Genomic DNA, 15,126 nt, shown 5'->3' with positions numbered 1-15,126 from the left:
ATGAACGGCTTCTGACATTTTGCATTTACTTTCCTGTGATGGAGTGCTGATATCGCTAACCCCGCAGGAGATCCGCCATGAGCAGGACACCGGTTCTGGAGATGCGCAATATTGCCAAAGCGTTTGGCAAATTTTACGCGCTGAAAGGGGTCGATCTGACGGTATACCCCGGTGAAATCCACGCGCTGATGGGCGAAAACGGCGCCGGTAAAAGCACCCTGATGAAGATTCTCGCCGGTGCGTATACCGCCACCAGCGGCGAGATTCTGATCGACGGTCAGCCCTTTCATATTCGTGGGCCGAAAGATGCCCTGAGCGCAGGCATTACTCTGATTTATCAGGAGATGCAGCTTGCGCCTAACCTTACCGTCGCCGAAAATATTTTCCTCGGCAGCGAACTGTCGCGCGGCGGCATCGTGCAGCGTAAAGAGATGGTGTTGCAGGCGCAAAAGGTCATCGACCGACTCGGCGCGCAGTTTAAAGCCAGCGATCGGGTAATGCGGCTGACCATCGCCGAACAGCAGCAGGTGGAGATCGCCCGCGCCCTGCATCGCAACAGCCGTATTCTGGTGATGGATGAACCTACCGCCGCCCTCTCATCTCGTGAAACCCACCGTCTGTTTGAGCTGATCATGCGCCTTCGCGATGAAGGGATGGCGGTTATCTATATCAGCCACCGTATGGCGGAGGTGTATGAGCTGTCCGATCGCGTCAGCGTCCTGCGCGACGGACAGTACGTGGGCAGCCTCACCCGCGACAAACTCAACGCGTCCGAACTGGTGCGCATGATGGTGGGGCGTCCGTTAAGCGACCTGTTCAACAAAGAACGCGACATCCCGCTCGGTAAACCGCGCCTGAACGTTCATCACCTTACCGACGGCGGTAAAGTGCAGCCGTGCAGCCTGCTGGTACGTTCCGGCGAAATCGTCGGCCTGGCCGGGCTGGTCGGCGCCGGGCGTTCCGAACTGGCGCACCTGATTTTCGGCGTGCGTAAAGCCACCGGCGGGATGATCGAGGTGGATGGCGAGCCGGTGGTGATCCACTCCCCGCGTGAGGCCATTGAGCACGGTATTGGCTACCTCACCGAAAACCGCAAAGAACAAGGGTTGTTTTTAGAACTGGCGGCGGCAGAGAACATTACGATGGCGACGCTGGAGCGCGACGCCAACTGGGGGATGCTGAACCGTAAAAAAGCCCAAAGCATCTCCGATGACGCCATTCAGTTACTCAACATTCGCGTGCCGCATGCCCAGGTTCGCGCCGGAGGTTTGTCCGGCGGCAACCAGCAAAAGCTCCTGATCTCACGCTGGGTCGCCATCGGCCCGCGCATTCTGATTCTCGATGAACCGACGCGCGGCGTGGATGTCGGCGCGAAAAGCGAGATCTATCGCATCATGAACGAAATGGCGCGTAAGGGCGTGGCGATCCTGATGATCTCCAGTGAATTGCCGGAAATCGTCGGCATGAGCGATCGCGTCTACGTCATGCATGAAGGCAGCATTGCCGGGGAATTGTACAGCCAGGACATTACACAGGAAAACATCATGCGGCTGGCGACCGGCGTAAACGACTCCCACCTTGAGGCGGTGAAATCATGAATAACCCAACCACTCCCCAGCAGGTGGCGAAGTCCGCCTCCGCAAAAAAGATGTTGATGAGCGATCTGATGCAAACGGTCGGTATTTTACCGATTTTAGTGCTGATCGTGGCGGTATTTGGCTTTATCGCACCTAACTTTTTCACTGAAAGCAACCTGCTGAACATCACCCGCCAGGCGTCGATCAACATCGTGCTGGCGGCGGGGATGACGTTCATCATTCTGACCGGCGGCATCGACCTCTCCGTGGGGTCGATTCTCGGCACCACCGCCGTGGCGGCGATGGTGGTCTCTCTGATACCGGAGTTCGCCATGCTGTCGATTCCGGCGGCGCTGATGCTCGGCCTGGGGCTGGGGCTGGTTAACGGCGCGCTGGTGGCCTTCGCCGGGCTGCCGCCCTTTATTGTCACGCTCGGCACCTATACGGCGCTGCGCGGCGCGGCCTACCTGCTGGCGGACGGCACCACGGTGATCAACTCCAACATCAGCTTCGAGTGGATCGGCAATAACTATCTTGGCCCGATTCCGTGGCTGGTGGTTATCGCCCTCGCGGTGATCGTACTGTGCTGGTTCATTCTGCGCCGCACCACGCTGGGCGTACATATTTATGCCGTGGGCGGCAACATGCAGGCGGCGCGTTTAACCGGCATCAAAGTGTGGCTGGTGCTGCTGTTTGTGTACGGCATGAGCGGTCTGCTGTCGGGGCTGGGCGGAGTAATGAGCGCCTCGCGTCTCTACAGCGCCAACGGCAACTTAGGCATGGGGTATGAGCTGGACGCCATCGCGGCGGTGATCCTCGGCGGCACCAGTTTTGTCGGCGGGATTGGCACGATCACCGGCACGCTGGTGGGCGCGCTGATCATCGCCACCCTGAATAACGGCATGACGCTGATGGGCGTCTCTTACTTCTGGCAACTGGTGATCAAAGGGGCGGTGATCATCATAGCGGTGCTGATCGACAAATACCGTACCCGACACCATCAAAGTGCATAGACAAGCTTGCCGGATGGCGGCGCAGGCCTGCCCGTTCGCAGGCCGGATAAGCGCAGTGTCATCAGGCTTATAACAACAATACCCTACGTGAGGAAAAGAGTATGCGTTTGAAACCATTAGTGACCGCGCTCTGTGCTGGCGCGTTACTGGCCGCATCGCCGTTTGTACAGGCCAAAGAACTGAAATCCATCGGCGTGACGGTGGGCGATCTTGCCAACCCGTTCTTCGTGCAGATAACAAAAGGGGCGGAGCTGGAAGCGCGCAAACTGGCCGGTGATGGCGTAAAAGTGACGCTGGTCTCCAGCGGCTACGATCTGGGTCAGCAGGTTTCGCAGATCGACAACTTTATTGCCGCGAAGGTGGATATGATCATCCTTAACGCCGCAGATTCAAAAGGGATCGGCCCGGCGGTGAAACGGGCGAAAGACGCCGGGATCGTGGTGGTCGCGGTTGACGTGGCTGCCGAAGGCGCAGACGCCACCATCACCTCTGATAACACCCAGGCGGGCGAAATGGCCTGTAAATACATTACCGATCGTCTGAAAGGCAAAGGCAATGTGGTGATCATCAACGGGCCGCCGGTTTCCGCCGTGCAGAACCGTGTCGAGGGCTGCCAGACCGAGTTCAAACGCCACCCGGATATCAAGGTGCTCTCCTGGAACCAGAACGCCAAAGGCAGTCGCGAAGGCGGGCTGGAAGTGATGACCGCCCTGCTGGCTGCGAATCCGAAGATCGACGGCGTATTTGCGATCAACGATCCGACGGCGATCGGCGCCGATCTGGCGGCGAAACAGGCACAACGCAATGAGTTCTTTATCGTCGGTGTGGATGGTTCGCCCGATGGCGAAGAGGCGCTGAAGCGTGAAAATTCCCTGTTTGTGGCGACCCCCGCACAAGATCCGCAGGTGATGGCGGCAAAAGCGGTGGAGATCGGCTATGACATTCTACAGGGCAAACCGGCGCCTGGTGAACCTGTGCTGATTCCGGTGACGATGATCGATAAAAACAACATCGGCAGCTACAAGGGCTGGACGGTGAAATAACGGAAAGCGGCCTCTGCGTAGGCCCGATAAGCGCTGCGCCATCAGGCAATAAACCCATGCCGGATGGCGGCAAAAATGCCTTATCCGGCCTACAAGGCTACATCACAATAAGGAGAATTCTTTCAATGAAACGCTCCGAAATAAACGAAATTCTCGGCCACACGCGGCAATTCTTTTCCATGCATGACGTCCACCTGCCGCCTTTCGCCAGCTTTGCCCCATCGCAATGGCGTCAGCTTGATGCCGCCTGGAGCGAAGTATTCGATCTCAGACTCGGCTGGGATGTTACCGCATTCGGCGGGACAGATTTTGCCGCTCAGGGACTGACGCTGTTTACCCTGCGCAACGGCTCGCCCAAAGGTATGCCTTATGAGAAATGCTACGCGGAAAAAATCATGCATGTGCGCGACGCGCAGGTTACGCCGATGCATTTCCACTGGCGCAAACGTGAAGACATTATCAATCGCGGCGGCGGTAATTTAATCGTTGAGCTGTGGAACGCCGACTCCCGGGACCAGACCGACAATACCGACGTCACTATTGTGATAGACGGCTGTCGGCAGACCCATGCGGCAGGCAGCCAACTGCGCCTTTCGCCAGGAGAAAGCATTTGCCTGACGCCGGGCCTGTATCACAGCTTCTGGGCGGAAAAAGGGTTTGGCGACGTGCTGGTCGGCGAAGTTTCTTCCGTCAATGACGATGACCATGACAACCATTTTCTCCAGCCGATCGCCCGCTATAACGACATTGAAGAAGATGAACCGGCGCAACTGGTGTTGTGTAACGAGTACCGCCTGTTCTGCTGAACAAGGAGCACATTATGCCGTTGATTTCTCTTGCCGATGGACTCGACCATGCCCGCAAGCATCGCTATGCGCTGGGGGCGTTTAACGTTCTGGATTCCCACTTTTTACGTGCGCTGTTCGCCGCCGCCAGGCAGGAACGCTCGCCGTTTATCATTAATATTGCCGAAGTCCATTTTAAGTATGTTTCGCTGGATTCGCTGGTCGAAGCGGTAAAATTCGAAGCCGCCCGACACGATATTCCAGTGGTGCTTAACCTCGACCACGGGCTGCATTTTGAATCCGTAGTGCGGGCGTTACGTCTGGGCTTCAGCTCGGTAATGTTTGATGGTTCCACGCTGGAGTATGAGGAAAACATCCGCCAGACCCGGGAAGTAGTGAAGATGTGCCACGCCGTTGGCGTGTCGGTAGAGGCGGAACTTGGCGCGGTTGGCGGCGATGAGGGCGGCGCGCTGTATGGTCATGCCGACGAATCGCTGTTTACCGATCCGCAGCTGGCGCGCGATTTTGTTGACCGCACCGGTATTGATGCCCTGGCCGTCGCCATCGGCAACGCTCACGGCAAATATAAAGGCGAGCCCAAACTCGATTTCCCACGTCTGGACGCCATTCGCCAGCAAACGGCGCTGCCGCTGGTGCTGCACGGCGGTTCCGGCATCAGCGATGAGGATTTTCGTCGCGCCATTACGCTGGGCATTCACAAAATCAATTTCTACACCGGTATGTCGCAGGCTGCGCTGGCGGCGGTGGAATCACGGATGACTAACCGCCAACCGCTGTACGATGAGTTCGCCGAACTGCTGCTGGGCATTGAAGAGGCGATCACCGATACGGTATCGGAACAGATGCGCATTTTTGGCAGCGCGGGGCAGATCTGATGGAACGCAAAGGCATTATCGCGGCGGGCAATATGTTGGTCGACCATGTGCACCAAATCGTACAGTGGCCGGAGCGCGGCTGGCTGGCGGAGATCACCCATAGCGAACGTTCGACGGGCGGCGCGCCGCTTAATGTCCTGCTGACGCTGGCAAAGATGCACACCGGGCTGCCGTTGCAGGCTGTGGGATTAATCGGCCAGGATGCCGACGGAGACTACATTATGGCGATGCTGGAGCAGTATCACGTCAATCGCCAGCATGTCCAGCGCACCACGTTTGCCCCCACGTCGATGTCGCAGGTGATGACCGATCCCAGCGGGCAGCGCACCTTTTTCCACTCCCCCGGCGCTAACCGTCTGTTGGATCTGCCTGCGTTCGATGAGCTTGATGCCTCGATGAAGATTTTCCACCTGGGCTATCTGCTGCTGCTCGACAGTCTGGATATGCCGGATGATGACTACGGCACCCGCAGCGCACGGCTGATGGCGCAGATGCATGAGGAGGGCTTTGAGACTTCGCTGGATCTGGTGTCCCGCAAAGGCGATCCGCGCTATCAGCCGCTGGTTTTGCCCGCGCTACGCCATCTGGATTATCTGGTGATCAACGAGCTGGAGGCCGGAGAGTTCAGCGGCCTGGAGATCCGCCAGCCCAACGGCGAACCGCATATTCCGCACATCGCCGCAGCCGCCCGCGAATTGCTGGATGCAGGCGTCCGCCAGCGGGTGGTGATTCATTGCCCGGAAGGCGCCTGGGGCGAAACGCCGGATCAGCCTGGCGTCTGGATACCGTCGCAAAAGCTGGAGCAGAGGGAGATTGTCGGTAGCGTTGGCGCGGGAGATGCGTTCTGCGCCGGTTTTTTGTATGGCTGCCACGAAGCATGGCCGCTGGCCGAGAGCATTAAGCTGGCGCACGCCTGCGCGCGGGTCAGCCTGCTGTGCGCCAATGCGATTGATGGCGCGAAAACGCTTGAGGAGTTGCGAACGCTTTTGTAGCCATTTCGCCTGATGGCGCTACGCTTATCAGGCCTACAGTAGGCCGGATAAGGCGTTTACGCCGCCATCCGGCAACTGCGCGCCTGATTACGCGGCTTTATCGTGGTGCTGCACATCGGCGGCAAAAACATACCCGAGGCCGCGCAGGGTTTTGATCAACGTCGGCTGATGCGGATTGATTTCAATTTTGCGGCGCAGACGCATAATCAACACGTCAATGGTGCGATCAAACACCTCAACGCTGTCGCTATGCGTTAATTCCAGCAACTGCTCACGGCTGAGCACCCGACGGGCGTTTTGCGCCAGCGCCAGCAGCAAACTGTATTCCCCCTGGGTGAGATCCACCGCCTGCTGCTGCGGATTGTGCAACTGACAGCGCGCGGTATCCAGATGCCAGCCATTGAAAGAGAGGCCAGACGTCTGCACGCTTCCGCCTTCGGCGATCAGCACGCCAACCCGACGGAGTACGGCTTTCATTCGCGCCACCACCACGCGCGGGTTAAACGGTTTGCTGATGTAGTCATCAGCGCCCATCTCCAGCCCGACCACCACATCCGACTCGCTCCCCAGCCCCGTGAGCATCACCACCGGCAGCGTAGGCCTGATCTTCTGTACCTGCTGCAACACCATCAAACCGTTCGTGTCGGGCAGCATCATATCCAGCAACACCAGCGCAATCTCCGGCTGGGTTTCGACGCACGCCAGCGCAGCCTGCCCGGTATGGCAGACCGTCACCGCAAAAACGTGCTCGTTCAGGACATCCTGCAACAATGCGCAGACCGCCGCGTCATCATCCACGACCAGTATGGCTGGTTTCATCACCCTTCCCCATTTCACATCCCCTACAGATGAGTGTGATTGATTCTGCCCGGAGTGACAGATATTGCGCAGCAGGAGATGCAGGAAACATAACCCTGGTCACACTGCCGGGCCGTCACTGCTTTTCCTGTTCGTCACGTCAAAACTGACGACAGCCTGTTTTTCGTCAGGGTTTTGACCAAATTTTACCCGTAATATCAGGGAAAGACCCCAATAAAAACATGGCATAAAAGATGCATAATGAGGCCGACAGCGCGTATGCGCGATTTGATTAACTGGAGCGAGACCGATGAAAAAAGTCGTCACGGTTTGCCCGTATTGCGCATCAGGTTGCAAAATCAACCTGGTGGTCGATAACGGCAAAATCGTCCGGGCAGAGGCGGCGCAGGGGAAAACCAATCAGGGTACTCTGTGTCTGAAGGGCTACTATGGCTGGGATTTTATTAACGATACCCAGATCCTGACCCCGCGCCTGAAAACCCCTATGATTCGTCGCCAGCGTGGCGGCAAACTGGAATCCGTTTCCTGGGATGAAGCGCTGAACTACGTCGCCGATCGCCTGAGCGCCATCAAAGCGAAGTATGGCCCGGACGCCATCCAGACGACCGGTTCGTCTCGCGGCACAGGTAACGAAACCAACTATGTAATGCAAAAATTCGCGCGCGCCGTTATTGGTACCAATAACGTTGACTGCTGCGCTCGCGTCTGACACGGCCCATCGGTTGCAGGTCTGCACCAGTCGGTCGGTAACGGCGCAATGAGTAATGCGATTAACGAAATTGATAACACCGATTTAGTGTTTATCTTCGGCTACAACCCGGCGGATTCCCACCCTATCGTGGCGAATCATGTGATTAACGCTAAACGCAACGGCGCGAAAATTATCGTCTGCGATCCGCGAAAAATTGAAACCGCGCGCATTGCCGACATCCACATCGCGTTGAGAAACGGCTCGAATATCGCGCTGCTCAACGCTATGGGTCATGTCATTATTGAAGAAAATCTGTACGACCAGGCGTTCGTCGCCTCCCGTACTGAAGGCTTTGAAGAGTACCGTAAGATTGTCGAAGGCTACACGCCGGAATCCGTTGAGGATATCACCGGCGTGAGCGCGCACGATATTCGCAAGGCGGCGCGTATGTACGCCGAAGCGAAAAGCGCCGCAATCCTGTGGGGCATGGGCGTGACCCAGTTCTATCAGGGCGTGGAAACCGTGCGTTCGCTGACCAGTCTCGCCATGCTGACCGGCAACCTCGGTAAGCCAAGCGTGGGCGTGAACCCGGTTCGCGGCCAGAACAACGTTCAGGGCGCATGTGACATGGGCGCGCTGCCGGATACCTATCCGGGCTATCAGTACGTGAAAGACCCGGCTAACCGCGAAAAATTCGCCAAAGCCTGGGGCGTGGAAAGCCTGCCAGCGCATACCGGCTATCGCATCAGCGAACTGCCACACCGTGCTGCGCATGGCGAAGTTCGCGCGGCGTACATTATGGGTGAAGATCCGCTGCAAACCGATGCGGAACTCTCTGCGGTGCGCAAAGGGTTTGAAGACCTGGAACTGGTCATCGTGCAGGACATCTTTATGACCAAAACCGCGTCGGCGGCGGATGTTATTTTACCGTCTACGTCGTGGGGCGAGCATGAAGGGGTGTTTACCGCTGCTGACCGTGGTTTCCAGCGCTTCTTTAAGGCCGTTGAACCGAAGTGGGATCTGAAAACGGACTGGCAAATCATCAGTGAAATCGCCACCCGTATGGGCTACCCGATGCACTACAACAACACCCAGGAGATCTGGGATGAGTTGCGTCATCTGTGCCCGGATTTTTACGGGGCAACTTACGAGAAGATGGGCGAACTGGGCTTCATTCAGTGGCCTTGCCGCGACACGTCGGATGCCGATCAGGGGACGTCTTATCTCTTCAAAGAGAAGTTCGACACCCCGAACGGTCTGGCGCAGTTCTTCACCTGCGACTGGGTCGCGCCGATCGACAAACTCACCGAAGAGTACCCGATGGTGCTGTCTACGGTGCGTGAAGTCGGCCACTACTCGTGTCGCTCGATGACCGGGAACTGTGCCGCGCTGGCGGCGCTGGCGGATGAGCCTGGCTATGCGCAAATCAACACGGCCGACGCCGCGCGTCTGGGCATTGAAGATGAAGCGCTGGTCTGGGTTCATTCACGTAAAGGCAAAATTATCACCCGTGCGCAGGTCAGCGATCGTCCGAACAAAGGGGCGATTTACATGACCTACCAGTGGTGGATTGGCGCCTGTAACGAGCTGGTGACGGAGAACTTAAGCCCGATTACCAAAACGCCGGAGTACAAGTACTGCGCCGTGCGCGTCGAGCCGATCGCCGATCAGCGCGCCGCCGAGCAGTATGTGATTGATGAGTACAGCAAGTTGAAAACCCGTCTGCGCGAAAGCGCAATGGGGTAATCTGCCGAATGGCGGCATGAGAATGCCTTATCCGGCCTACGACCTGTTTCCACTGTCGGCCTGATAAGATGCGTGAGCATCGCCATCAGACATTTTCCTTGCAACAGCCTCCGCCGGAGGCTGTTTTTTTATCCATACGATCTCTTTATACTGTCTACTCCGTACCCTAAATAAAACTCAAAATGAAACCACTTCTTGCATTGATGTTCTTAATGACATTCTTTGCCCATGCCACCGATACTGAGCCTGGCAGCCAGTATCTGAAGGCGGCGGAGGGCGGAGACCGACGCGCACAGTATTTCCTTGCCGATACCTGGTTCAGTTCCGGCGATCTCAGCAAGGCCGAATACTGGGCGCAAAAAGCCGCAGACAACGGTGATGCGGATGCCTGCGCATTGCTGGCGCAAATCAAAATCACCAACCCCGTCAGTCTGGATTATCCGCAGGCTAAAACGCTGGCCGAAAAAGCGGCACAAGCGGGCAGCAAAGCCGGAGAAATCACTCTGGCGCGCATTCTGGTCAACACCCAGGCGGGGACGCCTGACTATCCAAAAGCTATTTCACTGTTGCAAAACGCCTCAGAAAACCTGGAGAGCGATTCTGCCGCCGATGCGCAGATGCTACTCGGGCTGATTTATGCCAACGGCGTAGGCATTCCTGCCGATGACGATAAGGCGACCTGGTATTTCAAACGCAGTTCCGCCATTTCCCGTACCGGCTACTCCGAATACTGGGCCGGAATGTTGTTCTTAAACGGCGAACAGGGCTTTATTGAGAAGAATAAACAGAAGGCGCTGCACTGGTTGAATCTGAGCTGTACGGAAGGGTTTGATACCGGCTGCGAAGAGTTTGATAAGTTAACCAACGGGTGAATGTAATATTGCCGGATGGCGGCGCAAGCGCCTTATCCGGCCTACAGACCACAGCTTCCCGTAGGCCGGATAAGCGTAGCGCCATCCGGCAATCTGTCATGAATTACTGATTCGCGGTCTTATCAAATTTGCCCAATACCTCGCGCTCATACGCCAGCGCTTTCTTACGGTCAAACTTGTGTTCCCACTTGGCGATAACCAGCACCGCCAGCGCATTACCCACCACGTTCAGCGCGGTACGCGCCATATCGAGGATACGGTCAACACCGGCGATAAACGCCAGCCCTTCCAGCGGAATGCCCACGCTACCCAGCGTCGCCAGCAGCACCACGAAGGAAACGCCCGGCACGCCCGCAATCCCTTTCGAGGTGACCATCAGCGTCAGCACCAGTATGATTTCCTGCCACAGCGACAGGTCGATACCGTACAGCTGCGCGATAAAGATCGCCGCAATACTCTGGTACAGCGTTGAGCCATCAAGGTTGAAGGAGTACCCGGTCGGCACCACAAAGCTGGTGATCGACGCCGGAGCGCCATAGGCCTCCATCTTCTCGATAATGCGCGGCAGCACGCTCTCAGAGCTGGCCGTGGAGTAAGCCAGAATCAGTTCATCTTTCAGGATACGAATCAGAATCCAGACGCTCAGACCGCACAGACGCGCCACGATGCCCAACACCACCAGCGCGAAGAACAGAATCGCGAAGTGTACCAGCAGCACCAGTTTCGCCAGCGGCCACAGCGACGCAAAACCAAAGTTCGCCACGGTCACGGCGATCAGCGCAAACACCCCGACCGGCGCGTAACGCATCACCATGTGGGTCACTTTAAACATGGTTTCTGAGATGGAGCGGAACACGGTGACCAGCGGTTCACGGTGAGTCGCAGGCAGGGAAGACAGACCCAGACCAAACAGCACCGAGAAGAAGATAATCGGCAGCATGTCGCCCTTCGCCATCGACGCGACAATATTGGTCGGAACCAGTGACAAAATCGTGCCCATCAAACCGTGCGCATGGCTTTGTACTTCTGCCGTCGTGCTTTGGTATTTCGAAATATCCACGGTCGCCAGTTGCGACATATCAATCCCGGAACCGGGTTGAAACACGTTCGCCAGTGTAATACCGAGGATAATGGCGACGGTCGTGATCACTTCGAAATAGATAATGGTTTTGGCACCGATACGCCCTAACTGTTTCGCATCGCCGACACCGGCAATACCGACAATCAGGGTGGAAATAACAATCGGAACGACGATCATTTTGATCAGATGGATAAAGATATCACCCGCCGGTGACAGCAGGTTGGCAACCAGCCATTCGCGGCTGTCGCTGTGATAATGCAGATAACTGCCCAGAAGAATACCCAGCACCATGGCCAGCAAAATCTGCCAGGCCAGGCTGATTTTCAAGTTTTTCATAACAACAGACTTCCTCAATGAAGCGCCGTTCTGCATTCAAAAAAGGATGAGAACAGTACATACTGAAAGGGTATGAATTGTGTTGCGTTCGTTTGTGGAGTTTTTTAACGCGCATAATCAGTACCATTTGCATGGCATACTGCGCAACCCTTTCAGAACAGGGCATCTAACTGATTTTCTGCATAATAACGCGAGTTTATCGCGATCATCATGAATAACTATTTGTTATGGAAAGATTTTTATTTCCTCAAAAACGAATAATACCTTTCTGGAATTATTTTAACGCCACCGTTCATTCGCTTACTTTTTAAACAGCAAAAACGACACAAATCACAAAAAAACAAAATTATTTCTGACGATTCTGCAACAACTTCGCCATATTAATAGCGTCAATGAGTTGCACGCGATTAACCCTTGGCGAGTTCAAATCCAGTAATTTTTGCCAGAATGCGATGGCCTGCACATAATCAGCCTGCATAAACGCATCAGCGGCCAGCAGCATTAACGCAGTGATTTCCGAAGCATCAAGCGCCAGCGCTTTATCGATCATTTCACGCGTTTCCGGCGTCATATGCTGCCCGGACTGGTAATAGCGCACCGTCGCCAGCGCCGAATAGAGCTCCGCGTTCTCTCCCCGCAGGCGCAGCGCCTGCTGATACGCCAGCAGAGCATTGTCATAGGCATTACGCCAGAGGTAGTACTCGCCCAGCGTCGCCCACTGCGCGCTGTCCTGCGGGTTTGCGCGAATCGCCGCCTGCAACGTCAGCAACTGCTTTTCCGCCGTCGGTTCATCGGTAAACGCCCGCAGCGGATCGGCCAGACGCTGCTGCTCCTGGCGAACGGCCTGCCATTTTGACGACGCCAGATAGCCGCCGACGCAAGCCATCACCATGACGATCGCAACGGCCAGCAGCGCTTTCACCGGTAGCGGGCGCGACGGCGCGTCCGAAGCCACAGGCTCCGCCAAATCATGATGCAATTCCTGTTGTAGCTGCGCCTGGCGCTGGCTGTGACGCAACAGCAGTACGCTCACCTGATGCAGACTCATTCACTCCCCTCCTCTTTACGCTGACGCGCTATCACTCGCCACAGCACCACGCCCACCAGCAGCAACAGCAGGAAAGGCAGCGCCCACAGCAGCAACGTTTGCCCGGTTAGCGCCGGGTTGTAGAGGACAAACTCACCGTAGCGTTCGGTCATCCAGGCGGTGATTTCCTCTTCGCTTTTACCTTCCGCCACCATGGTATAGACCTGATGGCGCATACTGACCGCTACCGGCGCGTTGGATTCCAGCAAGTTTTGATTCTGGCACTGCGGGCAGCGCAGCTGGCTGGCAATAAATAGTGATTTTTCCTGCTGTTGCGCGTTTTCAAAGCGCCAGGTGTCCACAACCTGGGCATGCGTTGCGAAGGTGATGAAAAACAAAATGATAGCCAAGAGTAAACCTATTCTGCCGGATGGCGCTGCGCTTATCTGGCCTACAATGTGTTGCGCACCCCGTACGCCGCCATCCGGCAACGCGTTGATTAATTTACTCATCACGCTTCCTCCCACGCCAGCCGCTGAGCGCCGCGCCTGCAATCATCAACAGCCCTCCGCCCCAGATCCAGCGCACGCCGGTCTGGACATACAGGCGCATGGCATAGCGATCCTGCCCGGTTTTTTCGCCCATCACCGCATACCAGTCATGCAGCAGATTCCAGCGAATCCCCGGCTCCATCATCTGCTGACGGCGCGCCGCGTAAAAACGCCGCTCGGGCGTGACGCGCCCGATGTGCCGTTTATCCTGCTCAATGGCGATCTGCGCTTTCTCGGTGGTGTAATTGCCTTTCGCCTCCAGATCGAGACGTTCAAAACGAAACGTGTAGCCTGCCAGTTCCACCTGCTCTCCGGGGCGCAGATTAAGGCTGATCTCGTGCCGACTGCCGCTGGAGAAAATAATCCCGGCGGCGACAACCAATACGCCGGTGTGCGCCAGCAGCGCCGGAAGCTGACAACGCACAGACACTTTCCGGCTTCTGATTGTCGCCAGTACGATAACTAACAGCATCAGCAGCCCAAACGGCAGCGTGGCGCGATTAAAATAGGGCGCGCCGACGGAGAGTCGCCCCCAGCCGAACAGGCCGTAAATCATCGGATAGAGCGTCCCGATAAGCACAATCAGCAGCACGGCGCTAAAAAGCAGCAGCGCGGCCAGAATCATCATCTCACGCGACCAACTGCCAAAACGCGCATTCTGGCGGACTTGCTGGCCTCGCCACGCGTACAACCCGAGCGACGCCAGGCTCAACACGGTAAACAGCGCGAACAGCGGCACCGCACGCACGTTATCCAGCGCAAAGGCATGGACAGAAACCAGAATGCCGGAGCGCACAATCAGCGTGCCCAGCAGGGATAAAATCAGCGTCAGAATCGCCAGCAGCAAAGACCAGTGGCGGAAGATGCCGCGCTGGCGGGAAACGAACAGGCTGTGCAGTAGCGCGCTGGCGGAAAGCCAGGGTAATAAAGAAGCGTTTTCCACCGGGTCCCAGAACCACCAGCCGCCCCAGCCCAGTTCGCAGTACGCCCACCACGACCCGAGAATGATGCCCAGCGTCAGCGCGCACCAGCCGGGGAGCGCCCAGCGCCAGCAGACCCAGGCGGTGGCCGCGCTAAAGCCGCCGCGCAGCAATGACGCCAGCGCAACGCCCGCTGCGACCATCAGGCCGCCATAGCCCAGATAAAGCAGCGGTGGATGGAGAATCAGCCCCAGGTGTTGCAGCATCGGATTGAGATCGCGTCCCTCAATCGTGGGCGGAAAGATACGCACGAACGGGTCCGACCAGACCACGACAAACAGCAGCAGCAGGGCGGTCATCATCGACAGAATACAGAGCGTTAGCGGAAAGAGCGCATCGCGCTCGCCTTTGCACCGCCAGGCGAACAGCGCGCTCCAGCCGGAAAGGAACAGCACCCACAGCAGCAGCGATCCTTCATGACCGCCCCACACCGCCGCCAGTTTTAATCCCCACGGCAGCAGGCTGTAGCTATGCTGTGCAACGTAGACAACCGAAAAATCGCTGGTAAGAAAACAGAAAACCAGAATAGCGAACGCCAGTAATAACAGCGCGAATTGCGCCAGGACGCCGATTATCGCCAGACGTCTGATGCCCTGCCAGCGCTGGCGCAACCCCACCAGCGTGGCAAGTGGGGTCAACACGTTGACCCCAAGACTCAGTAATAATGCCAGAAAACCGGCTTCAGGAAGGAATACGTCCAGAGATCACCCTGCCTAA

The 15,126-nt window shown here is 56.8% G+C and carries 11 protein-coding genes and 1 pseudogene; 8 read left to right on the top strand and 4 right to left on the bottom strand.

The genetic code is table 11. The features are described 5' to 3' along the window. Positions 1 to 77 precede the first annotated feature (77 nt). The 6 genes from OGV83_RS18805 to OGV83_RS18780 all read left to right on the top strand — a co-directional run bounded on the left by OGV83_RS18805 (position 78) and on the right by OGV83_RS18780 (position 6,306). Positions 78 to 1,598, top strand: coding sequence for a sugar ABC transporter ATP-binding protein (locus OGV83_RS18805; protein WP_058668426.1), 1,521 nt, complete (start codon positions 78 to 80; stop codon positions 1,596 to 1,598). Continuing rightward, entirely contained in the window at positions 1,595 to 2,590 is a 996-nt protein-coding gene (locus OGV83_RS18800) for an ABC transporter permease subunit (RefSeq protein ID WP_049011261.1), read from the top strand. Before OGV83_RS18805 ends, OGV83_RS18800 begins: the two co-directional genes overlap by 4 nt. A 101-nt stretch (positions 2,591 to 2,691) precedes the next feature. Further along, positions 2,692 to 3,633: an ABC transporter substrate-binding protein gene (locus tag OGV83_RS18795; protein ID WP_012134567.1), complete on the top strand. Its 942-nt coding sequence runs from the start codon at positions 2,692 to 2,694 to the stop codon at positions 3,631 to 3,633. Positions 3,634 to 3,758: 125 nt separating this feature from the next. Beyond that, positions 3,759 to 4,439: a D-lyxose/D-mannose isomerase gene (locus tag OGV83_RS18790; RefSeq protein WP_024130824.1), complete on the top strand. Its 681-nt coding sequence runs from the start codon at positions 3,759 to 3,761 to the stop codon at positions 4,437 to 4,439. 14 nt (positions 4,440 to 4,453) lie between these two features. Then, positions 4,454 to 5,314, top strand: coding sequence for a ketose 1,6-bisphosphate aldolase (locus OGV83_RS18785; RefSeq protein ID WP_012134569.1), 861 nt, complete (start codon positions 4,454 to 4,456; stop codon positions 5,312 to 5,314). After that, positions 5,311 to 6,306 (top strand): carbohydrate kinase family protein, encoded by a 996-nt coding sequence (locus OGV83_RS18780; protein ID WP_110494792.1) that lies wholly within the window; start codon positions 5,311 to 5,313, stop codon positions 6,304 to 6,306. Before OGV83_RS18785 ends, OGV83_RS18780 begins: the two co-directional genes overlap by 4 nt. Before the next feature lie 87 nt (positions 6,307 to 6,393). Here the strand turns inward: OGV83_RS18780 and OGV83_RS18775 are convergent, their stop codons facing one another. Beyond that, positions 6,394 to 7,125: a response regulator transcription factor gene (locus tag OGV83_RS18775; protein WP_012134571.1), complete on the bottom strand. Its 732-nt coding sequence runs from the start codon at positions 7,123 to 7,125 to the stop codon at positions 6,394 to 6,396. Between the two features lie 289 nt (positions 7,126 to 7,414). Between OGV83_RS18775 and fdhF the strand changes: the two genes are divergently transcribed. Continuing rightward, positions 7,415 to 9,562 carry a formate dehydrogenase subunit alpha gene (gene fdhF / locus OGV83_RS18770; RefSeq protein WP_077956844.1) on the top strand — a complete coding sequence of 716 codons (2,148 nt, stop codon included), beginning with the start codon at positions 7,415 to 7,417 and terminating at the stop codon, positions 9,560 to 9,562. Positions 9,563 to 9,744: 182 nt separating this feature from the next. Further along, positions 9,745 to 10,434, top strand: coding sequence for a Sel1 family TPR-like repeat protein YjcO (gene yjcO, locus OGV83_RS18765; protein ID WP_012134575.1), 690 nt, complete (start codon positions 9,745 to 9,747; stop codon positions 10,432 to 10,434). Positions 10,435 to 10,537: 103 nt separating this feature from the next. On the opposite strand, the gene gltP is transcribed toward yjcO, so the two are convergent. The 3 genes and pseudogenes from gltP to nrfF form a co-directional block, all read right to left on the bottom strand. Next, the gene (gene gltP, locus OGV83_RS18760) at positions 10,538 to 11,851 is read right to left on the bottom strand and encodes a glutamate/aspartate:proton symporter GltP (RefSeq protein WP_024130825.1); all 1,314 of its coding nucleotides are present in this window, start codon (positions 11,849 to 11,851) and stop codon (positions 10,538 to 10,540) included. Between the two features lie 346 nt (positions 11,852 to 12,197). Next, positions 12,198 to 12,899: a heme lyase NrfEFG subunit NrfG gene (nrfG, locus tag OGV83_RS18755; protein WP_464223599.1), complete on the bottom strand. Its 702-nt coding sequence runs from the start codon at positions 12,897 to 12,899 to the stop codon at positions 12,198 to 12,200. Continuing rightward, positions 12,896 to 15,110, bottom strand: a pseudogene (nrfF, locus tag OGV83_RS18750) (heme lyase NrfEFG subunit NrfF). The gene nrfG and the pseudogene nrfF overlap by 4 nt, the downstream one beginning before the upstream one ends. Between the last annotated feature and the right edge of the window lie 16 nt (positions 15,111 to 15,126).

Source organism: Citrobacter sp. CK189, assembly GCF_030333505.1.
In the GTDB taxonomy this organism is placed as follows: Bacteria; Pseudomonadota; Gammaproteobacteria; order Enterobacterales; family Enterobacteriaceae; genus Citrobacter_B; species Citrobacter_B koseri.
The sequence above is the reverse complement of the archived record's forward strand: the minus strand, read 5'-3'. Positions and strand labels throughout refer to the sequence as shown.